The organism is Streptomyces sp. NBC_00019, assembly GCF_045041015.1.
Lineage (GTDB): Bacteria > Actinomycetota > Actinomycetes > Streptomycetales > Streptomycetaceae > Streptomyces.
Genome location: NZ_CP108302.1, coordinates 10,551,466 through 10,572,704, shown reverse-complemented (window position 1 = coordinate 10,572,704; position 21,239 = coordinate 10,551,466). Strand labels below are relative to the sequence as shown.

At 68.3% G+C, this 21,239-nt stretch carries 18 protein-coding genes; 9 read left to right on the top strand and 9 right to left on the bottom strand.

The genetic code is table 11. The features are described from left to right. Positions 1–100: 100 nt before the first annotated feature. Positions 101–1,501 (bottom strand): pyridoxal phosphate-dependent decarboxylase family protein, encoded by a 1,401-nt coding sequence (locus OHU89_RS49085; protein ID WP_405652997.1) that lies wholly within the window; start codon positions 1,499–1,501, stop codon positions 101–103. Between the two features lie 199 nt (positions 1,502–1,700). On the opposite strand from OHU89_RS49085, the gene OHU89_RS49080 reads away from it, so the two are divergent. After that, on the top strand, positions 1,701–2,189 hold the full coding sequence (locus OHU89_RS49080) for an Lrp/AsnC family transcriptional regulator (protein WP_266898712.1): 489 nt from the start codon (positions 1,701–1,703) through the stop codon (positions 2,187–2,189). Positions 2,190–2,463: 274 nt separating this feature from the next. On the opposite strand, the gene OHU89_RS49075 is transcribed toward OHU89_RS49080, so the two are convergent. From OHU89_RS49075 to OHU89_RS49065, 3 genes are all read right to left on the bottom strand, one after another. Further along, a complete protein-coding gene (locus tag OHU89_RS49075; RefSeq protein ID WP_405655012.1) occupies positions 2,464–2,835 on the bottom strand; it encodes a MerR family transcriptional regulator in 372 nt (123 codons plus the stop codon). A gap of 26 nt (positions 2,836–2,861) precedes the next feature. Beyond that, a complete protein-coding gene (locus OHU89_RS49070; RefSeq protein ID WP_405652995.1) occupies positions 2,862–3,629 on the bottom strand; it encodes an SDR family NAD(P)-dependent oxidoreductase in 768 nt (255 codons plus the stop codon). Between the two features lie 317 nt (positions 3,630–3,946). Then, positions 3,947–4,453 (bottom strand): YcxB family protein, encoded by a 507-nt coding sequence (locus OHU89_RS49065; RefSeq protein ID WP_405652993.1) that lies wholly within the window; start codon positions 4,451–4,453, stop codon positions 3,947–3,949. Between the two features lie 110 nt (positions 4,454–4,563). Between OHU89_RS49065 and istA the strand changes: the two genes are divergently transcribed. Beyond that, positions 4,564–5,841: an IS21 family transposase gene (istA, locus tag OHU89_RS49060; RefSeq protein ID WP_405652990.1), complete on the top strand. Its 1,278-nt coding sequence runs from the start codon at positions 4,564–4,566 to the stop codon at positions 5,839–5,841. A 2-nt stretch (positions 5,842–5,843) separates the two neighbouring features. Beyond that, complete coding sequence (gene istB / locus OHU89_RS49055) at positions 5,844–6,671, top strand: IS21-like element helper ATPase IstB (RefSeq protein WP_405652987.1); 828 nt, start codon at positions 5,844–5,846, stop codon at positions 6,669–6,671. Positions 6,672–6,869: 198 nt separating this feature from the next. On the opposite strand, the gene OHU89_RS49050 is transcribed toward istB, so the two are convergent. Further along, positions 6,870–7,310 carry a hypothetical protein gene (locus OHU89_RS49050; RefSeq protein ID WP_405652984.1) on the bottom strand — a complete coding sequence of 147 codons (441 nt, stop codon included), beginning with the start codon at positions 7,308–7,310 and terminating at the stop codon, positions 6,870–6,872. 262 nt (positions 7,311–7,572) lie between these two features. Here OHU89_RS49050 and OHU89_RS49045 point away from each other — a divergent pair. Beyond that, positions 7,573–8,753, top strand: a protein-coding gene (locus tag OHU89_RS49045) for an IS3 family transposase (protein ID WP_405652982.1) whose coding sequence is annotated in 2 segments (ribosomal slippage) — positions 7,573–7,837 and positions 7,837–8,753 — 1,182 coding nt in all. Because the reading frame shifts where the segments join, the coding sequence is not laid out codon by codon here. Positions 8,754–8,897: 144 nt separating this feature from the next. Beyond that, positions 8,898–9,383 (top strand): hypothetical protein, encoded by a 486-nt coding sequence (locus tag OHU89_RS49040; RefSeq protein WP_405652980.1) that lies wholly within the window; start codon positions 8,898–8,900, stop codon positions 9,381–9,383. 283 nt (positions 9,384–9,666) lie between these two features. On the opposite strand, the gene OHU89_RS49035 is transcribed toward OHU89_RS49040, so the two are convergent. Beyond that, complete coding sequence (locus tag OHU89_RS49035; protein WP_405652977.1) at positions 9,667–10,365, bottom strand: DUF4232 domain-containing protein; 699 nt, start codon at positions 10,363–10,365, stop codon at positions 9,667–9,669. A gap of 210 nt (positions 10,366–10,575) precedes the next feature. Here OHU89_RS49035 and OHU89_RS49030 point away from each other — a divergent pair, with 210 nt between their 5' ends. Both OHU89_RS49030 and OHU89_RS49025 read left to right on the top strand, forming a co-directional pair. Beyond that, the gene (locus tag OHU89_RS49030) at positions 10,576–10,947 is read left to right on the top strand and encodes a hypothetical protein (protein ID WP_405652975.1); all 372 of its coding nucleotides are present in this window, start codon (positions 10,576–10,578) and stop codon (positions 10,945–10,947) included. A gap of 66 nt (positions 10,948–11,013) precedes the next feature. Further along, entirely contained in the window at positions 11,014–11,619 is a 606-nt protein-coding gene (locus OHU89_RS49025) for a dihydrofolate reductase family protein (protein WP_405652973.1), read from the top strand. Positions 11,620–12,088: 469 nt separating this feature from the next. On the opposite strand, the gene OHU89_RS49020 is transcribed toward OHU89_RS49025, so the two are convergent. The 3 genes from OHU89_RS49020 to OHU89_RS49010 all read right to left on the bottom strand — a co-directional run bounded on the left by OHU89_RS49020 (position 12,089) and on the right by OHU89_RS49010 (position 15,952). Then, positions 12,089–12,448 (bottom strand): LexA family protein, encoded by a 360-nt coding sequence (locus OHU89_RS49020; RefSeq protein WP_405652970.1) that lies wholly within the window; start codon positions 12,446–12,448, stop codon positions 12,089–12,091. A 203-nt stretch (positions 12,449–12,651) separates the two neighbouring features. Then, complete coding sequence (locus OHU89_RS49015; RefSeq protein ID WP_405652967.1) at positions 12,652–15,453, bottom strand: BTAD domain-containing putative transcriptional regulator; 2,802 nt, start codon at positions 15,451–15,453, stop codon at positions 12,652–12,654. 247 nt (positions 15,454–15,700) lie between these two features. Further along, complete coding sequence (locus tag OHU89_RS49010; RefSeq protein WP_405652965.1) at positions 15,701–15,952, bottom strand: hypothetical protein; 252 nt, start codon at positions 15,950–15,952, stop codon at positions 15,701–15,703. Positions 15,953–16,572: 620 nt separating this feature from the next. Between OHU89_RS49010 and lanL the strand changes: the two genes are divergently transcribed. Beyond that, a complete protein-coding gene (gene lanL / locus OHU89_RS49005; RefSeq protein ID WP_405652963.1) occupies positions 16,573–19,356 on the top strand; it encodes a class IV lanthionine synthetase LanL in 2,784 nt (927 codons plus the stop codon). Further along, positions 19,353–21,209 (top strand): alpha/beta hydrolase family protein, encoded by a 1,857-nt coding sequence (locus OHU89_RS49000; RefSeq protein ID WP_405652961.1) that lies wholly within the window; start codon positions 19,353–19,355, stop codon positions 21,207–21,209. The genes lanL and OHU89_RS49000 overlap by 4 nt, the downstream gene beginning before the upstream one ends. Positions 21,210–21,239: the final 30 nt, after the last annotated feature.

Here is a 21,239-nt window from a genome sequence, read left to right as displayed (position 1 = left end):
AACCTCTTCTCTCCGTTGTCCACCTACGGCTTCTCCCGGTATGCGCCGACCCACGGCGAGTTCGTCGGCGACGTCTGAGCATCGCAGGGGCTGAAGATCGCTACGCGGTGGTGTGGCGCTTGGCCTCGGCAGTGATGATCTCCAGCGCCTCGGCGATGCGGTCGTGGTGGGTGCGGTGGGAGACCACGCAGACGCGCAGGCTGTAGCGGTTGTCGACAACCGTGCTGGAGAGCACGATGCGCCGGTGGCCGTTGATCCGCTCCAGCAGACGGCGACTCGCCTCATCGGCTCGCTCGGCGGCGGCCCGGCTGCCGTCAGTGGGACGGACGCGGAAGATCACGGTGGACAGGTCCGGGCGCTGCGGGACCTCCAGCTCCGCAACACCGCAGAGCGTGTCGTGGACGTGTTCGGCCAGGTCGAGCTTTTCGTCCAGAGCCTCGCGGAAGGCGTCCACCCCGTGCAGGTGCAGGGGAAGCCAGGCCCGCAGACCACGGATCTCGTGGGTCAGCTCGGGCCCGAGGCGGCCGGAGTCCGGGACGCTCCCCGCTCCCATGTCCTGAAGGTAGCTGCCGGTGCCGTCGTGCGCGGCGTGCAGGGCGGCGATGTCGCGGACCACCAGGGCGCCGGTGCCGAACGGCATGAACAGGGTCTTGTGCGGGTCCAGAGTGATCGAGTCGGCCTCCTCGAAACCGTCGAGGCGTTTCGCACCGCGTGCGGTGAGCCGGAAGAAGCCTCCATAAGCCGCGTCGACGTGGAACCACACGGCCTCGCGGCGGGCCAGGTCGGCCAGCTGAGGCAGTGGGTCGACGGTACCGGTGTCGGTGGTACCGGCGGTGGCCACCAGCAGGAACGGCCGCAGCCCGGCGTCCCGGTCGGCGCGGATCATCGCCGCCGCGGCCTGCGGGTCCATTCGCAGGTCCGGGGTGTGCGGCACGGTACGTATGTGTGCGGCGCGGATACCGGCGAGGCGGGCGGCTTTGGCGACGGAGTGGTGGGCGAAGGCGGTGGTGTAGACGGTGCCGCCGGCGAGATCCTCCCCGAGCCTGTGGTGGCGGGCGGCGACCGTCGCGGAGAACGTGGCCATCGAGCCACCGCTGGTCAGCAGCCCGCCGCTGCCCTCCGGCAGGCCGCACACCTCTTGGGCCATCCAGCGGATCACACTCTCCTCCAGCGCGGCGAGCGCCGGGGCGACCGAGGCCAGGCCGCCGTAACGGTTGACGGCACGGTTGTAGAACTCGGCGAGCGCGGCCGCGTACAGACCGCCGCCCGGGATGTACGCGAGGTGGCCGGGCCCGGCCGTCTCCACAGCGCAGTCGGCGGCCTCGTCCAGGCGCGCGAGCAGAGCCTTCAGGTCACCGCCCCGCTCGGGCGGCGGCGCCAGGAATGACTCCACCAGATCGGCCTCGGCCTGTGGGCCCAGGGGGCTGCTCGCTGGGCGGGCCGCGAGCCTTTCGGTGCGGTCGACGACCCGGTCCAGGACGAGACGACCCATTTCGGTCATCGAGGCGCGGTCGGGTTCCAGGGGGAAGCAGTGCATGACAAGTCCGAACGTGAGAGGGGTACGAAGGCGCGGTCCGGCGTACCGGCCGGAGCACGTGCCCAGGATGCGTCGCCAAGCCCGGCACACGATGGCGTAAACAAGGCCCAGGCGGCCCTGGGGCGCAGGATTATTCGCCGATCCGGCCAGTACGCTGCATTTCATGCCACGACCTCTGTACGACCGTATCGACCGGGCGATCCTGGACCACCTTCAGCGCCACGGACGCATCCCCAACGTCGACCTCGCCGAGGCCGTACGCCTGTCCCCCTCGTCCTGCCTGCGCCGCGTCAAGGCACTGGAGGAGGACGGGGTCCTGGCCGGCTACCGGGCCGATCTGGACCGCGAACGCCTGGGCCTCGGGCTGACGGTGTTCCTCTCCCTCAAGGTCGAGCACTCCCGCACCACCTCAAAGGTGGTCGCCGAGGCACTCAAGGCGATCGACCACGTGGTCGCCTGCCACGTGGTCTCCGGCGACGCCGACTTCTTCGTCGAGCTCGCCGTGCCGGACCTGCGCACCTTCGAAACCGTGCTCACGGACCAGATCATGGCCATCGCTCCCGTACGCGACGCCCGCAGCACCTTCTGCATCCGCACCGTCATCGACCGCGGCCCGCTCCCCCTCAACTCCTGGCCCGCCCCGCACGCATGACCGCACGACACGGCTTCATCCGCCGGAGCAGCACCGCGATTCCCCGGCCCGAAGAGGAAGCAGCACGCCGAGCGCCGCAGCAGCCAACTTAAGTACTCCGCACGGACACCGGGATCAGTGCGGACCGAGCCTCCCCGGCCCGCCCGTGCCGGCGCCGAACCGGTCGGGCACGCCCGCCTCGGCTATGCCCGATAGCCGTGCATGAGGCATGCCCAGTCGAGGCTGCCTCATCTTGTTCCGCCAATTCTTCGCCCCTGGCAGTGAGACACCTTGGTCAGGCCACGGGGCGGATCCGATCGCCGGTCGTCTCCCGGAGTGCGGCTTCCAGCCGGTCGCGGGCCTCGGTCTGGGCGGCGATCCGTTCGTTGAGGAGCGCCAGCCGTTCCCGCGCGACCCGCAGGCCCTTGGTGGAGGGCGGTGCGGCAGCCACATCGCCGTCCAGGCATGGCAGGAACACACGCACGTCGTCCAGGGTGAGCCCGACGGCCAGCAGGTAGCGGATGTTGCGGACCCGCACCAGGGCCCGCTCGTCATAGACGCGATAGCCGTTGGAGGCACGTTCGCAGGAGATCAGCCCGGCCTGCTCGTAGTGCCGCAGCGCACGAGCGGTCGTCCCCGTTGCCCTGGCCAGCTCACCGATCCGCACCCCTTCCACCTCCCGGGCCACTCCTATCACGCCACAACCGCTCCGCCGTCCACTGGGAGCACCACTCCGGTGATGAACGATGCCGCCGGTGCGGCAAGCTGGGTGACCGCCCAGGCCACCTCCTCGGGTCGGCCGATCCGGGCCAGCGGAGTGTGCGCCAGCTGCCACTCCCGAACTGCGGCCATCCGCTCCGGCGTCAGGCCCTGGTGCTCGCCAATGGGCGTATCGATCGCGCCAGGGGCGACCGCCACCACCCGGACACCACGGGGCGCCAGCTCGACCGCCCAACTGCGGGTCAGCAGTTCCAGGGCGGTCTTGGTCGCCGCGTAGACCGAGCTGCCGGGCCACGCCCGCTGCCCCACCGACGTAGTGACATTGACGATCACTCCGCCAGACGTCTCCAGGAGCGGCAGCGCAGCCTGGGCCAGCAGGGTGGGGGCGACGAGGTTGGTGGAAAGCTGCGCCTCGATCATCTCCAGCGTCAGCGTGCCGAGGGCTCCGCTGTGCACGATGCCGGCGTTGTTGACCAGCACGTCCAATCGGCCGTATGTCTCCCACACAGTCTGGACGATCCGCTCGGGCTCGCCCTCGGCGGTGATGTCGACGGGCAGCGCCATGATCCGGTCGTTGTCACCAGCCGTCTCTTTGAGCGGCTCGACCCGCCGCCCGATCGCAACCACGTGCGCGCCCTCGGCGGCGAAAGCGCGGGCGGTGCCCCGGCCGATCCCGGTGCCGGCTCCCGTGACGACGACAGTTCTGCTGCTCTGCGGCGTGGTGCTGTTCATGCCGGTCATCGTTCAACCTTGCCGCCAGTGGCAAGGTCAAGCAGCTTGCCGCGTGTACCCGGCCAACGGTTCGCCGGGCAGGGGAACGCCTCGGCCCAAGAGACGGGGCTATGGCCTGAACCTGTACCAGGCCATAGCTCAACTCCAGGCCGCACTGACCGTCACACTCTGGCGCTGCCCAGCCTGCCGCCGCGCCAGCCCCGATTGGGCCTTACTCGATCACGGATCATGACCAAGCCCTATACGACATGACCAAGCCCTGTACGAGGGGAGGGACACGATAGTTGCCGCAGAGGCGCGCCTGTTGCCACAACGGCGGATACCTGTCACACGCGAGGGGTGTACTGGTCCAGGATCGCCCGTAGCCGTTCAAGGTCCCCAGTCTCATGTGCGCCCCGCTTGGGCAAGACGTCGAGGCACATGATGTTGGGATCCCGGCTGAGCAGGACAAAGTGACCTGCCGTTTCCCGGTACCCCTGGAAAAAGGACCATTTCTGGATCAGTGTGCCGTGGTCGGTACGGCAGGTGATCCCGGCCGGAGACACGGTGGCGCGGTACTCGCCCTGCCATCCGACGAGCCGCTGCAGATGGGCGGCTTGCAGCCGCGGGTATCCCCACACCAGCAAGACGACCAACAGGAACAGAGCCGTCGGGAACACGTCGACACTGCCGCGGGCGACGGTGGTGAGCAGCCAGTTTCCTACCGACAGGAAGAGGAATGCACCCCGCAGTAGTAGCCCGGCCCACTTGATCCGCTCACGGACCCGCAGACCGACCAGGGTGTCGGCAGACTGGGGCCGGTACACCAGTTCAACTACGGTCCGCTCATCCACGACATTGTGTCGGCGTCGTCTGAACGGTGACCCTCTGGTGGCGGATCAAAACTGACTCACTTCGTGGCATCCATACCAACCTGATCTTGATTGGAGATCGGGAGGAGAGGGTGATCCAAGTGGAGGACTGGGCAGAGATCCGCAGGCTGCACCGGGCCGAGGAGATGCCGATCAGGGCGATCGCAAGGCATCTGGGCATCTCGAAGAACACGGTGAAACGGGCGCTGGCCACGGACCGGCCGCCGGTGTACTCCCGGCCGCTGAAGGGCTCGGCGGTCGACGCGGTCGAACCGCAGATCCGTGAGCTGCTGAAACAGACCCCGACGATGCCGGCGACGGTGATCGCGGAGCGGATCGGCTGGGACCGCGGGATGACGATTCTCAAGGACCGTGTCCGCGAGCTGCGGCCGGCCTACCTCCCTGTCGATCCGGTCTCGCGCACGACGTATCAGCCCGGCGAACTGGCTCAGTGCGACCTGTGGTTCCCGCCGGTGGACATCCCGCTCGGCTATGGCCAGTCCGGGCGGCCACCGGTACTGGTGATGGTCTCGGGCTACTCGAGGATCATCGCCGCGCGGATGCTGCCGAGCCGGATGACAGGCGATCTGATCGACGGTCACTGGCAGCTGCTGACCGGCTGGAATGCGGTGCCGAAAATGCTGGTCTGGGACAACGAGGCCGGTATCGGCCAGGGCAAGGTCACCGTCGACTTCGCCGCCTTCGCCGGACTCCTCGCGGTCAAGATCTTCCTCTGCCGGCCCCGTGATCCAGAAGCGAAGGGGCTGGTCGAGAGGGCCAACGGCTACCTCGAGACGAGCTTTCTGCCCGGCCGCACCTTCAGCGGACCCGGCGACTTCAACACCCAGCTCGGACAGTGGCTGCACGTCGCCAACCGGCGCATCCACCGCACCCTGGGCACCCGTCCCGTCGAGCGGTGGGAGGCCGACCGGGCCGGCATGCTCGCCCTCCCGCCCGTCGATCCGCCCCGCTGGTCGCGCTTCTTCACCCGCATCGGACGCGACCACTACATCCGCGTCGACACCTGCGACTACTCCGTGCACCCCCTGGCGATCGGCAAGAAAGTCCAGGTCACCACCAGCATCGAGGAGGTCATCGCCACCCTCGCTCCCGGCGGGGCCGTCGTGGCCCGCCATGCCCGCTGCTGGGCCAAGCACCAGACCATCACCGATCCCGATCACGCCCGCACCGCCGCTGCCCTGCGCGGTGAGTACCGCCACCACACCGCGGCCCAGGCCGCCCGACTCCGCGCCACGGCCGCCGACCGCCTGGTCGATGTCGAGCAACGCGAACTGACCGACTACGACCGGGTGTTCACCCTCATCGAGGGCGACGCCGGCCGCGACGAGACCGGGGACGGGGTGTCCTGAATATGGCCCGCACCGCCACCACACCGGTCACTGCGAAGACGGGCAGCGGCCGGACCGGCGAGCAGACCGCATCCGACCTGGCCTTCTACTCCCGGGCGATGAAGGCCCCGGCCCTGCTGGACGCCGCCGAGCGCCTCGCCGAGCGGGCCCGCACCGAATCCTGGACCCACGCCGAGTTCCTGGTCGCCTGCCTGCAGCGCGAAGTCGCCGCCCGCGAGAGCCACGGCGGCGAGGCCCGCATCCGCGGCGCCCGCTTCCCCGCGATCAAGACGATCGAGGAACTCGACGTCACCCATCTGCGCGGCATAACGCGCCAACAGCTCGCGCATCTGGGCACGTTGGACTTCATCACCGGCAAAGAGAACACAGTTTTTCTGGGACCGCCCGGGACCGGGAAGACACACCTGGCGATCGGACTTGCGGTCCGCGCCTGCCAGGCCGGCCACCGGGTCGCGTTCGCCACCGCCGCCGAATGGGTCGACCGCCTGGCCGCCGCCCACCACGCCGGACACCTCCAGGCCGAGCTCACCAAACTGTCCCGCTATCCGCTGATCGTGGTCGACGAAGTCGGCTACATCCCCTTCGAAGCCGAGGCCGCCAACCTGTTCTTCCAGCTCATCTCGAACCGATACGAACGCGCGTCCGTGATCGTCACGAGCAACAAGCCCTTCGGACGCTGGGGAGAGGTCTTCGGCGACGAGACCGTGGCCGCCGCCATGATCGACCGCCTCGTCCACCACGCCGAGGTCCACTCCCTCAAAGGCGATTCCTACCGGATGCGCGGACGGCAACTCGGCCGCGTCCCCACCGCCACAACAGAAACCGACTGAACCACCACCAACCACAGGCCACACGGGTCACGATTCAACCGACCAGACTGGGTCCGCGTTCAACCGCCGCCGACACATTGTCAGAGGTTTCCGCATTGTTGGTGCCTTGGTCGCTGTGGCCTTCGGCCATGGTCCCTCCCGTTACAAGACATGCGGATCACAACGAACTGAGCGTCGACCACGCCGACAGCCGCTGGGTCAGGGGCACAGGCCACTGTCCGAGTTGTAGTAGATGTCGATCGAACCGCTCCAGGTCATGCACAGGCCCGGCTTGGGCAGGTCCTTGTACACCGGGCCGGCGAAGGGCGTGTAGGAGCCAGCGTCCGTCGCCGGGGTGCTACTGGTCGGCCAGGTGTCCAGGGTGACCTCCATGAACACGCGGGCACCGGGCTTGCTGCGCACGGTGACGGCGCACCACTGCTTGTCCGCGGAACTGTAGGCCACGTAGGTGGTGGCGGCCACGGTGGTCTGCGAGGACTTGATCGGAGTCGAGGTGAAGACCTCGTACCCCGTGCCGCACGCCCCGTTGTAGGCGCCGACAGCGGCGGCCGAGGCTGGCGCTGTCGCGGCGAGCGTGCCGCCCAGGGCCAGGATGGCAAGGGCGCCAGCGGTCGCTGCCCTGTGCCGGATCGACTTCATGATGTTCCCCCGTTGGTGTCATGGCGGGACGGCCGGTCGTTGCCGTCCACGCAGGTGAGACCGGACAGGCCCCCTGACAGTTGTGGGCTTTCTTGTCTCAGTCCTGTCACCGCTGCCACAAGGGCCGTTACGACCACTGAAGCCACCAGCCGCTCGGCCCGCTGAGCGTCGGCCGATATCGAAGAATTTGCTGGTTGAGGGGCCACGAAGTTTCCGGACAGGCACCCAATAGGGTTGTCCTGAACAAGGAAACGAGGAAGAAGTGGCGCCACCCAGTAAGTACTCGCCGGAGTTCCGCGAGGAAGCCGTCCAGATCGCGTTGAGGTCAAGCAAGACGATCTCCGAAGTCGCCCGGGAGCTTGAGCTGAACTCGGAGACGCTACGCGGCTGGGTGAAGAAGTACCAGAAGCAGCAGGAACCGGCCCCCGATGCGGAACTGACGGTGAACGAGCGGGCGCGCCTGAAGGAACTCGAACGACGCAACCGCGAGCTGGAGATGGAAGTTACCTTCCTGAAAAAAGCCGCAGCGTACTTCGCGAAGGATCCCCGGTAGCAAGCAAGTACGAGTTCATCGACGAGATGCGGCTCGACACCGAGAAGTACGCATACAGCGTCGAGTTCATGTGCGGCCGACTTGGCGTCTCCAGATCCGGCTACTACGACTGGCGATCCCGCCCGGAATCCGCGACAGCTCAGCGGCGCGAAGAACTGAAATTGCTCATCGAGGAAGCTTTCGACATGTCCGACAGCACCTATGGGCACCGGCGCATCCAGGCCCAGCTGCACCGCTGGGGCGTCGCCGCGGGCGTGGAGTTGGTCCGCCGCCTCATGCGCGAACTGGGCCTGGTGCCCTGCCTGCCACGGCCGAAGAGGTTCAACCTCACTCAGGCTGCGGCCGGCCAGGTGCCGGACCTCGTCGGCCGCGACTTCACCGCGGATGCGCCCGGCGAGAAGCTCGTCGGTGACATTACCTATATCGCGACCGGGGAAGGCTGGCTGTACCTCGCAACGGTCATCGACTGCTGCACGAAGGAAGTCATCGGTTACGCGATGGATGACCACTACCAAACCCCACTGATATCCAGGGCGATCCGTAACGCGGCACGGAACAGGAACCTCGCGGCCGACGCGATATTTCACTCGGATCGCGGAAGTAACTACATGTCAGCCGAGTTCGGGAGGATGCTGGACCACTTCGGGCTCCGCAGATCTGCCGGCCGCACCGGGATCTGTTTCGACAACGCCATGGCCGAATCATTCTTCGGCGCCCTGAAGAACGAGCGCGTATCAAGGGTGACTTACCTGACCCGCGAGGACGCCCGGCAGGACATCACTCGCTACATCGAATTCTGGTACAATCGCAAACGCCTCCATTCGGCGGTGGGTTACCGCCCTCCGCGCGAAGTCCACGCCGAGTACGAGACGTTGCGAATCGCCGCGTGAAACAAACGGTCAGAAGCCTGTCCGGAAAACGCGAGGCCACTCAGGTCAGCACTCTCGCCATCCCCCAGACTCAGATGCGTGCGAGGGGCCCTGGCGATCAGCGCTGGGAGGCCAAAACCGGTGGCTGGAGGGAGGTGAACGAGGGTGGCCCACCTGCGACTCGCCTGGGTCCTGTCCGGACGGGGTTGGGCCGACTGCCTCGTCGGCGACCACCAGGCAGAAGCGGAAGTCGCGGCGTCCTATATCACCGCTGCACCTGAAGATCTCTTGACGGCAGTGACACGTCTGGTCGTCGGCGAGACCGAATGCCGGGCACAGTTCGAGGCCGAGCCCACCGCCTTCCGATGGGTCTTCTACCGTGAAGGCACTCACGTGTGGATCCGCCTACTCGAGCTGGCCCGCGGCAGTGACCACGACAACACCGGGACCGAGATCTGGTCCACCCTGCAGAGCATCGACGTCGTTGCCCGAGCAGTGATCCGCTGCTTCGACGAGGTCGTGAGGGAATACGGCGAGAGCGCATACCGCGGCAAGTGGGGTGAGCACTTCCCTCGCACCGAGCTCGAAGCCCTCAGGACCGCGCGGCGCGACCACCGAGGCGACGGGGCCGCCTCTTGGGCACCACCATGAGGGGACGAGGTCGGTGTGGACGTCGCCGGGTGCGAGACGGAGCAGGCCGAGGAGGCGGTGGGCGAAGCCGGGAGGAGAGGCCCTCGGTTGCGAGGGCCGTAGCGGCGAAGCACACGGCTTTCTGTTCGTCTGAAAAGTCCCGCACGTGCCACGCCTTGTAGGAGCGGCGCAGGGTGAGGACTTCGTCCCACATCAGCTTCTCCAGTCGGGTGAGCAGCGCTGCCGGACACCGCTCCGCTCGACTTCGTCCTGCTGCGCGCGCTGGTGCTGCGGCTGGAATCGGTCAAGAAGGCCTGACCGCCGATACGGCGGTGACGGTTACGGTGTCGTCGCACTCGGCGAACTGCCCGTCGTCCAGGGCCACCTGGTGCGCCCCGGACCCCGGCAGCCGGACGACCATCGTGGGATACACCACGGGCGCCGAACCGGACACGCAGTACCCGTCGGCCTCTCCCTGCACCTGCACGAACGTCAGCTTCACCCACGCCTTGCCGCCGGGGACAACCTTCACCGGCGCCGCGGCCCCGGTCGGCTTGACGGTGAGCGGCACGTTCATCTCGGGAGAGCCGTTCCCGGCACCTGCCACCGTGGGGTGCCCCTTGAGGACGCACGTCCGCCCGGACACGTTGGTGAACTCGACGACGGCCGCCCCAGTCCCCGTACCGGCCGGCCGCACGGCGGCCTGACGGGCGGTCGCCTTCAGGCTGCCCGCGGAACAGGTCGCCGCCGAACCGCCCGGAGCGGGTGCGGACGACGGGGGTGCGGAGGCGGCGGGCGCGGAGGAACCGGAGGCGGAGCTGCCGGGCTTCGGGGCGCCGGGCGTGGAGGAGGAGGCCGTTGAGCTGACGGCCCCGGACGGGGTGACGCCGCCGTCCGCGGTGTCCGCACCGCCCCCGCCGGGCTGACATCCAGCCACTGCCAGCGCCGCCGAAGCCATGACAACCGCCACCGCCGAACCGCGCATTCCGTTCACGTACCGCATGCTGTCCCCCGAGTCCCCGTTGTCCGGAGCACGGCTCCTCGCCGCCCTCGTCGAACCAGACAGAACCGTGGAGCCGGCAGTTCTCCCACACTCCGACCTGTGACCCACCGGTGACGAATTCCGGCCACAACCACCATGGAACGCCCGGGCAGACCGAGCTCCCGACCTGCGGCCTTTGAACCCGAGAAGCTTCGCCGGAACAAGTGCACTGTGGAGGAGTGGAGCACAAGCAGCGCCAACGTGCTGTGGTGCACAGCAGCTTCACAAGGCCCGCCAGGGCTCGCCGACCGGATCACGCTGCCGCGGGCCAGCCGAACGCGGGAGTGCTTCGCCACCCGCTACGGAGCCGAAGTCGCCTCCGAGTGGCCGGAACTGCGCGAGTGGCAGCCAGTCAAGCCGGGCGCGCATCGCACCGCCGCCCGGCTACGGGTCAGCCAGGCCCTGCCCCTCGCCGAGACCGGCCTGGCCTTCATGCAGGATTTCCGTCGCAGCGGGGACGTGTGCCCGCCGCTGGACTGGATCCCCGAGGTCTACCAATCCCTCGGCAGCGGGGAAGCCGTCATCCCCGACGCGCTGCTGTAGCGCGGCCGATGAGTTTTTGGCTCCCGGCCGGTCCAAGCTGGTGACACCTGAGGAAAGGACACCGCCATGTCGGAGCTTCTCGTCGACTTCATCACTTCCCTCGACGGTTACGCATCGGGAGAGGGCTGGCCCGGGTTCTGGGGCCTGGAGGGCCCGGAGTACCTCGCATGGCTCGGCGAGCAGCCCGAGGCCACCTACCTGATGGGAGCGAACACCTACCGCCTGATGTCGGGCTTCGCCGCAGGTGAGGTCCCGAGTGGCCAAGACGAGTTCAGGCCCGAAGAAGAGGCGTCCGTCGACGAGCTCACGCAAGCGTCCAAGGTGGTGTTCTCCTCCTCACTCAAGGAGCCACTGACGTGGGCCAACTCCACGCTCGTCCGCGACGACGCCGTCGAGGCGGTCCGCGCCATGAAGTCGAATGGCTCGGGGCTCCTCAGCACGATCGGCAGCCTCAGCCTGTGCCGGTCCCTGCTACGCGCCGGACTCGTCGACCGCTTCCGGGTCGTGATGTTCCCGGTGATCACCGGGGCCACAGGCGAAGAACGCATCTACGACGGCTATCCGGACGTTGCCCTCGAGATGATCGAGCACCGCACCTTCGACGGCCGCACCCAGCTGGTCGAGTACAAGCCCTGCGTGCTCGAGCACCCGCCGCTCGGCGTCCCTGCGTGACGTCGCCCCGTCGGCGCCGGTCTGGACGGCCGCCAGGCCGGCGCCGACGGGCGCGGAGCGCGAATACGAGGTTCACAGGCTGGCCGGCGCGCTACGGCAATGGCACATGTGCTGGACGTCCTCCATGCCCATAGCCCGGTGCCACCCGCATCCAGGCGGTGTACCAGTCGCTCGCAAAGCGCGGGTCCGCCGACCACCGGACCGTCGGCGACCTTCACGCCCTCCGCCTGTACCAACTGCCTCGCCGACGTCGTCGGACCCGCACGGCGGTGAGGAGCGTTCCGCGGATGAGGTCTCCCGGTTCGCGCGCAAGGCCGCTGAAGGCAGCGGCTGGGTAATCAGCTTCGGCCGCTTGATGGCTGATGGCCACGGGCCCTCCACCACTCACGAGCTCCTGCCCAGCGATGCTCGGCTGCGTTCGGCCAGGCTATCGGTCCACCGTCGGACAGCTGCCGTCTTCGTGTGGTGATCAGAGCAGGCGCAGGACGCCGACGACCTTGCCGAGGATCTGCGCCTGGTCGCCGGGGATCGGCTCATAGGCGGGGTTGCGGGGCATGAGCCACACGCGGCCGTCTCCCTCTTGCCTGCGCAGCACCTTGACGGTCGCTTCGTCGTCCAGCAGCGCGGCGACGATGTCGCCGTGGTCGGCGCTGTCCTGGCGCCGTACGGTCACGATGTCGCCGTCGCAGATCGCCGCGTCGATCATCGAGTCGCCGGCCACCGGAACCCGATGGGTTCGTCGATTCCTGGAGCACTCTCGCGACGAACCCGAGGGGCCTGATGCCGGAACATCCCACCTTGCCCGTTGGGTTCGTAGCCCGTAAGTCACGGACGCCGACTCCTCTGGGGCGCTCACTTCAGTGTGGGAGGCGACCACGATCACCAAGGTGGCGGCCGTCAGCTGGACGAGTCGGTCCGCGATCCAGTCCAGGTTTCGTGCCCGGAGCGTCGCGCCGCACGTGCGACAGTCCGTCGACGACTGAGTCGGGTCCGAACAGGATGCCCGGATTCAGTCCCGTAGCCCTGGGCGGTTCATGGTTTTAGGGTTCGCAGCTTGTCCCGGAGCTGCTTGGCGTCATCCTCGCGATGCTGTACTTGGTAGAGGTCGGCCGCCTGCTGCCAGCTTTGACGGGCTTGGTCGTGTTGGCCGAGGTCATGATGGACGTCGCCGATGTGGGCCAGGGCGTTGGCTTCTTCGTAGGCGTGGCCGATGTCCCGCAGCAGTACCAGTGCCTGCTGGAAGCGGGTCAGGGCCAGAGTGTGCTGCCCGTTCTGGTGGGCCAGGCGGCCCAGCGTGCCAAGGACGTCTGCCTCGCCGTCCCGTTCCTGGTGACGGCGGAACAGGTCGAGCGAGGTCTCGCCATGGGCGCGGGCCTCCTCGTACTGGCGCAGCCGGGCGCAGTACAGGCCGACCTGGTTGTGCGCCTGCGCCTCCCAGACCGGTGCTTCCAGCGTCTCGAAAAGGGCGAGGGCCTCGCGGGAGTGCTCAAGTGCCTGCTCATGGTTCTGCTGGCGCTCCCAGGCATAGGCCAGTACCAGGCAAGTGTGGCCCGTCTGGGCGACGTCCGCGGAAGCCCTGCTCAGAGTCAAGGCGTGGTGGAGGTGGGTCAGCGCCTCGTCGTGGAGGTCGGACCTGATGCAGGCGATGCCCAGGTTGCGGCGGGCGAAGATCTCCGCCTCCGAGTCGCCGAGTTTCCGGGTTGCCTCCAACCCTTTTCTCCAGGCGACGAGTTGGGCGTGCAGGTGGCCGTTGCGGCGGTGAAAGGTGTCCAGTACCCACGCCATCCGCCACACCACGTCGTACCAGCCTGAGTCGGCAGCCAATCGCTGGGTCGCCAGCAACCCGGCGTGCTGGGTCTCCAGCCAGTCCATTGCCTCCGCCTGATCCACCAGTGCCAGCGGCCGGCAGTCGGCGGACGGCTCCGGGAATTCGATTCTTGTGCGGTGCGGGTGCAGGAGCTGTTCGGCTTCGCGGGCTGTGTGGAGGTAGAAATCGGCCAGCCGCCGCAGCGCGACGTGGCACTCTTGCTGTCGGTCGGTCCGGTGAGCCTGCTCCGTCGCGTACAGGCGCAGCAGGTCGTGCAGGCGATACCGGCCGGGTGCGAACTGCTGAATGAGGTGAGCGTTCTCCAGTTCCCGCAGCGCCGCACGTACGGCGGTGACAGGACGGGCGACGAGGCTGGCGCCGGCTGCCAGCCCGATCTCCGGCCCCGGAGCCAGTCCCACGAGCCGGAATACCTCCGCCGCCCCGACGGTCAGGGCGCGGTACGACACAGTGAAGGCTGAGCGCACGTTGGCCGTCAGGTCACCCGCGTCCAGGCCGTCCAGCCGCGCCGACTCGTCCTGGAGCTCCTCAGCCAGCGCTGTCAGCGGGAAATCCGGATGAGCCGCAGCGCGGGCTCCCACCACACTGATCGCCAGCGGCAACCCCGAGCAGTGTTCCAGCAAGGCGGCGACGGCTTCCGGTTCGGACGCTACCCGGTCCGCCCCCAGGTGGCGGCCCATCAGCTCCCGTGCTTCGGTGTCGGTCAGCACGTCGAGCGTCAGCATCCGGGCCCCGTGGGCGCTTGCCAGCCCGGCCAGCCGTCGGCGGCTGGTGACCAGCACCGTGCAGGTGGCGCTGCCTGGCAGGAGCGCGGTTCCCTGCTCGGCGTCGGCGGCGTTGTCCAGCACGATCAGCATTCGTTTGCCCTGGACCAGGCTCCGGTACAGTCCGATCTGAGCCTGCACGTCCACCGGCACGGCGCCGGAATCCACTCCCAGCGCGTCGAGGAACCCGCGTACCGCCGCGGCCGGTGTGACAGGGTCTCCCGAGGGATCGAAACCGCGCAGATCGACGTAAAGTTGCCCGCCCGGGAACCGGTCGATGTTCTGGTGCGCCCAGTGGAGGGCCAGCCAGGTCTTTCCGATCCCACCGCTGCCGCCGATCGCGGAGATCACTACGGTCCCGCCCGGCTCACCCGCCGAGTCCAACGCCTTGGTGAGCTCCGCGAGCTGGTGCTCCCGGCCGGTGAACCAGCGCGGCCGGCCGGGAAGCTGGCGGGGCACCGGGGCGGGTGCCCCGGTGCGCGGGGCGGGCTCTGGCTTCGAGAGGGTCAGGGCCACGTCGGCGGTGAGGATCTGCTGGTGCAACTGCCGCAGTGGCTGCCCGGGGTCGGTGCCCAGTTCCTCCGCCAACTGCCGCCGCAGATCCTCGTAGCAGGTCAGGGCGTCGGCGGCCCGTCCACTGCGATACAGCGCGAGCATGAACTGACCGGCCAGTCGCTCGTCCAGCGGGTGCTGCCCGACGCGGGCGGTGAGCTCGGGCAGCAGCTCGCCGTGCAGCCCGCTCCGTAATCGGATGTCGGCGCCATCCAGCTCGGCCGACAGCCGTTCCCTCTTCAGGGCTTGGCGCAGATCGCAGAACCACGGGGTGTCCACGGTGGCGAACGGCTCCCCCCGCCACAGCCCCAGCGCCTGTCCCATCAGCGGCGCCGCCTGCTCGTCGCCGACCGTCCGGGCCTTCGCGACCAGGTCCCGGAACCGGTGGAGGTCCACGGCGCCCGCGTCCACCTCCAGGACGTAGCCGCCGGGCTGCCGCGCGATCCGCACCTCCTGCGCGGCGGCCTCCAGCGTCTGGCGCAGACGGGACAGATAGCCGTACAGCGTTCCCCTGACCCGCTGCGGCGCCCGACCTGCCCACACCCTGTCGATAAGCTCGTCGACCGATATCACCCGGTTGGCATCCACGAGCAAAGCGGCCAGCACACACCGTTGCCGAAGGTGTCCCACCTCCGCCGGACGGCCATCGACCCGCGCCTCAATCGTGCCGAGTAAGCCGAACTCCACCGCCATCCCAACCACCCCCTCGGCCGGAACCCTAGCCCCGGGACAACTGCCCCCACCAGCCGTTTCAAGGTCCATCCAAGATTCGTCCGATACCCGTCGAACACAGTGGTGTCAGTTCCAACCGCCTTCAACAAATAGGGGAGAGAACAATGCGACTGCGTCACGCACTTGCAAGTGCAGGGCTCGGAACCGCGGTGGCCATCGGCACGATGGTCGTGCCCGCCCAGGCCGCCTCAACGACAACCGCAGCGGTTCAGTCCTCTGCGGCAGCGTGCACGGAGTGGTTCGACAATGCCGGCAGCGGCGGCGCTGAGCGATACCACGTGCAGTGCCCCGGGTACTTCGTGACGGTCTGGGTGACCTGCAGCTCCGGCTCGCCCATCAACGGACCGAAGCGGAAGGGGTACCAGAAAGCGGAATGCCGCAACGGTGCGTACATCACCAGCGGTGGCTTCGACGCGACTCGGACCTGAAGCGACAACGCGCTCAGCAGGAACCAGGTCATTCCCGGACCGCAACACGCCGACCGAGGGAGCCAGGGTCCCGCGCAGACGGGAGATGCAGCTGTACAGCGTTTGAGGGCGCGTTACGGAGGACGCTCGCTCCACACCCGGCCGACCAGATGATCCACCGGCACCACGTGGTTCGCGCCGACCAGCAGCGCCGCCGGCACGGACGTGTCTGGCAGGGCCGAAGTCGACCGATTCGGTATCGATGGACGCCTCGATGCTGCCGAGCAGTCCGAATCTGACGACCCTCCTGATCGCCCCCTCCCGTGGACCTCCATCCCGAAGCAGGAGCCCGTACCAGCCGTTTTCACGTTTCCCGCACGTTGATATTCAGCCGCCCTGACCAGCGTTTTCAACGCTACTTCGCACAAGGTCTGCCGAGCGCGGTGGTGGCCATCTCGTCCAGCGGGTTCGTGACGGCAACCGATGGCGACGCGATGTGTCAGGAATCGCGAAACCAAGATCACTTCGTCGGGAACGGCCGAGGCGTCGGGCGATATGGCGTCGGCACAACAACGGCCGTCCACATCACGTCGAAACAGCCGGCAAGACCCGCGAGGGCGTACTGCTCGCTGTGGTCGCGTACCGCCGCACCCGGCAGATTGAGGAGAAGACCGTGACCGACCGGGAAAACGAGTGGGAACCATCGGACCACTCCTACATCGACACGTTCCTGCGGGTCCGAGACGAAGTGGTGCCGCTGCACGGCTGGCGGCACCGGCCCGACCAGATGTGGTGCTACCTGACTCCTCCTGGCACCGCGACCCAGCCACAGGGCTGGAAAATACATGTAACGGCGACACCTCGTTCGGCCGAAGACGTCCTCGCCGCGGTCTCGCGGGTGCTGCTGGAACGCCGAGTCACCTTCAAGTTCGCCAGAGGGCTGAAGCAGTTGCGGATGCTGCTGTCGATTCGGATGGCCCGCGGCTCCGGAGGAAAATTCATTACCGTCTACCCGGAGGGGCCGGAGCAGTTCACGGAACTGCTGGAGGTACTGCACGAGGCCACCGAAGGCATGGAAGGACCGGCCATCCTCTCTGATCGCCGGTACCGTCCGGGGAGCCTGGTCCACTACCGCTACGGCGGCTTCAGCGCCAGTCAGCAAGTGCTCGATGTGGATGGGTCTTACATGCACATGCTGGTCGCCCCCGACGGCCGGTGGACACAGGACGAGCGCAATGCCTGGTACAGCCCTCCCGCCTGGGCACCGGTACCGCTGTCCGACCCGGAGCCCGTACGCCCGTCCTCCGAGCGCGGGAAGTCGCAGGTGCTGCTGAATGATCGCTACGTCGTCCACGAGGCGATCCGGCATTCCAACCGCGGTGGCGTCTACCGCGCTCGCGACGAACGCACCGGCCAGAAGGTGGTCATCAAGGAGGCAAGGCCCTTCGTAGGGGCGGAAGTCGACGGCACGGACGCCCGTGACTACCTGCGCAACGAGTATCAGACGCTACGTGCCCTGGAGCCCCTGGGCATCGCCGTACGCCCGGTCGACCTGTTCGAGTACCAGGGGCACTTGTTTCTGGCCGAGGAGGAGGTCCCCGGGGTCACGCTTCGCACCTGGGTCGACGACATGGTCAGGAGGGATCCCGGCCGGACGATGCCTTTCGACCGGGTGCTGGACGTCGCGCGACGCCTCGTCGACATGGCGGCCGCGGTCCATGACAAGGGGCTGGTGTTCCGTGATCTCACGCCGAACAACGTGATGATCACGCCGGACGGTGAACTGGTGCTCATCGACACCGAGTTCCTCGCCGTGCCCAACGAGCAGGTGACCCGGGTGCAGACCCTGTCCTATGCGGCACCCGAGGAGGCCAACGGCCCTGTCCGCTACCCCGCGCCGCGCCCGGTCGCCGACCTGTACAGCGTCGGGGCGACCCTGTTTCACCTGTGCACGGGGGTGCACGCCTACATCCCCCCGGAGGGCCGCGCGGACGAGTCGGCGCGATCGGGCGATGCTTCCCCCGATCGCACTCCCGGCGGCGATGCTCTCCTGCGCTCCTATGACGAGCGGGTGAGGTTCCTGGTGCGGGCGGTCGCCGCGGATTACGCCACGCTCCGCGCCTTCGCCCCGATCGTCCTCGGCCTGCTGAGGGAGCGGCCGGAGCAGCGCCTGTCACTGCTGCGGGTGCGGGAGATGCTGGAGGACCTGCGGCCGGCACGTTCCGGCCCTCGGCCGATGCGCCTTCCGGCGGCGGACCAGGAACGGTTGCTCACCGACGGACGGGCCCAGCTCGTCACCGGTATGACCCCCGACAGCCCCGACGCCCTGTGGCCCGCGCCTCCTGTGGAGGGGCGCATGTTCGACACTCTGGCCCTCCAGGCCGGATCGGCCGGCACCCTGGAGGTGATGCGCCGCGGCGTGCGGGCCACCGGGGACGCCCGGCAACGCTCGGCACTACGTACCGGTCTGGCCTGGCTGGACGAGAAGGTGGACCGCGGTCCCCGACAGCTCCCCGGGCTGTACTTCGGCCGGGGCGGGACCTACTGGGCCATGTACGAGGCGGCCACCGAACTCGGCGACGGCGCCGTACAGCGGCGCAGCATCGAACGCGTCAAGAGCCTGCCGGTGGTCTGGAGCAACCCCGACATCACCCATGGCGTGGCCGGTGGCGGGCTGGCCCACCTCCACCTGTGGCGCCGCGCCGGGGACGAGGAACTGCGCGAGCGGGTGCTGCTCTGCGTGGAGTCGGTGCTGGCCGCCCGGGCGCCCGACGGCCTGGTCTGGCCGGTACCCAAATCCATGGGTCGGGGAGAGGGACTGACCCACTACGGATTCGCGCACGGCGTGGCAGGCATCTGCTCCTTCCTCCTCAGCGTCGCCCGCGAGTTGGAGCGGCCGGATCTGCTCGAGTCCGCCGTCGTCGGCGGGGACTTCCTCCTGTCCCTGGCCCGGGACCACGGGGACGGTCTGCGCTGGCCGACCGCCGAGGCCAAGAACAAAGCACTGGACGATTCCTTCGACGGCGTGTGCTGGTGGTGCAGCGGCGCTCCCGGAATCGGTACATTTCTGATCAGGCTGTGGCGTGCCACCGCCGACAGGCGTTACCTCGACGCCGCGCACAGGGCTGCGGTGAGTACCCGCCGGGAGAAGTGGTTCCTGTCCGCCAGCCACTGTCATGGCCTGGCCGGTAACGGCGAATTCCTGTTGGACATGGCGGCGGCCACCGGCGAAACCCTGTACCTGGAATGGGCCGAGGAACACGCCGCCGCACTCTACCGGCTGTGCGGCCTGCACAAAGGGCGCCTGGTACTGCTGGATGAGACCGGTACGGGCATGACCTACAGCTACAACATCGGCATGGCCGGCGCCATCGGCTTCCTCCACCGACTCCGGCACGGCGGCGAACGGTGGTGGATGGTCGACGACTTCACCCTCACCCCTCGGGAGGAGCGGTGACCGCGACCGTACGACGAACCCCTGAACTGTGGTCGACACTAGCCACCCTGCGCTCGCGACTGACGTTCCGGTTCTCCGGCACAGGACGCGGCGCCACCGCCCTGGTGGCCGACGGGCGCGGCTTCCTCTACGGCGAGTTCTGGCACCTCGGTGCCGACCGGCCGAGCTGCCGCACCGTAACGGGCCTGCGGTACCGCGCTGACGGCGCCCCGGAGAGACTGCCGAACGACGCCGTGCCCTTCGACGACGGGGCCGTCCTCCTAATCAGCCCCGGCGAACTGCTGTTCCTGTCACCGGACGGGAAACAGCGACCCGCCGGGCGGCTTCCCGCCCCGCCCGTGATGGTCGCGCCAGCTCCGGACGGGTCTCGTACCGTGCTCTTCATCGTGCGCGGCACGCTGTCCGGCGAGTGCTCGGCGTGGTTGTGGCCCGGCCCCGGGACGCCAGTACGACGCCTCGGCGCGCTGCCCGCGCTGCTGCCCCGAGGCGGAGGGTGGCTGGATCCCGGCGGCAACCAATACGTACTCAACGTCCGTGAAGGCGGACAGACAATACCTACCGTCTACGACCTGCGAACCGGTGCGAGGACGGTACTTCCCGTCGACCCGGTGGACGGCGACATCGCGTGGCACACCGCCCCACGCACGGGTGAGGTGCTGCTCGTCAGCGCGGGGGCAGACGGCGAGGGCCATCGCCTTCGCCTCTTCCGGCCAGACGGATCCACCCGAGAGGTGTCCGCGACGCAGGGCCTGTCCGGCACGGTGACACCTCTAGCCATGCACCCGGGCGGGGGGCTGGTCGCGCTCCACGTGGTCGACAGCCCACACCAGGAGCTGATGGTCCTGGAGACGGCCACCGACGAGGTCCGGCCGATGAAGTCCCCGGACCCGTGCGCCGTGGGCGCGGGGGCCTGGAGTGAAATGCCGTCCGGCGCGGCACGGTTCTGGAGCATGTCGATCGGCGCCGGTCTGCCCGCCCGCATGGTCGCCCATGACTCCGAGGGCTGGTTCGACGTGCACGACGGCACCGCGGCCGGGAGATCCACCTCATGGGCGCCCAGCCGTGCGGAGCGCATGCCAGGAGCTGAAGGCGAGATCGAAGCGATCGTGTGCGGCCACCAGGACTGGCACTCGGCGCGTCACGTGGTGATCGGCCTGCACGGTGGTCCCGCCGACCGGTGGGTCCTGAAGTTCTCCCAGCTCTTTCAAGTCCTCGCCGAGCAGGGCGTGACCGTCATTGCGCCCAATCCACGCGGCAGCGTCGGCTACGGAAAGGCATTTCACCGACTCATCGTCGGCTCCTGGGCGGGCCCGGACCTCGCGGACGTACTCGCGCTGGCCCGCCACGTCCGCGGCTCCCGGGGAGGCAAGCCACTGGCTCTGTACGGTGCGAGCTACGGCGCTTTCCTCGCGCTGCTCGCCGCCGGCATCTCGCCGGATCTGTGGTCACGGGTGCTCGCTGTCGCTCCCTTCCTCAGTGGCGACCGGCTCCATCCCGTGGCTTCGCCTCAGGTCCGCGCCATGATCGACAGGCTGGGAGGACGTGCCGTTCTGGTCGACGAGGCCGGGCCGCGTGACGTGCTGGCCCAACTCCCGCGTATCACCGCACCGCTTGTTGTCCTGCATGGGGAGCAGGACCCGATCGTTCCGGCGAGCCAGTCCTTGCGGCTTGTCCAGGAACTCAGACGTCTCGGCCGTCGTCCTGGCATCGACTTCCACCATCTGGAGATCGCCGAAGCGGGGCATGCCCCGCTGGACGGCTCGGCCGAGCTGCATCACATGGTTGCTCGGTTCCTCGCCCATGGTGAGTGGGCCGTGCCACCGATTCCTTCCGTTTCGCGCTCCGGCAATTGAGCGGCAGGAAATCATCCGGCACTGAGGAAA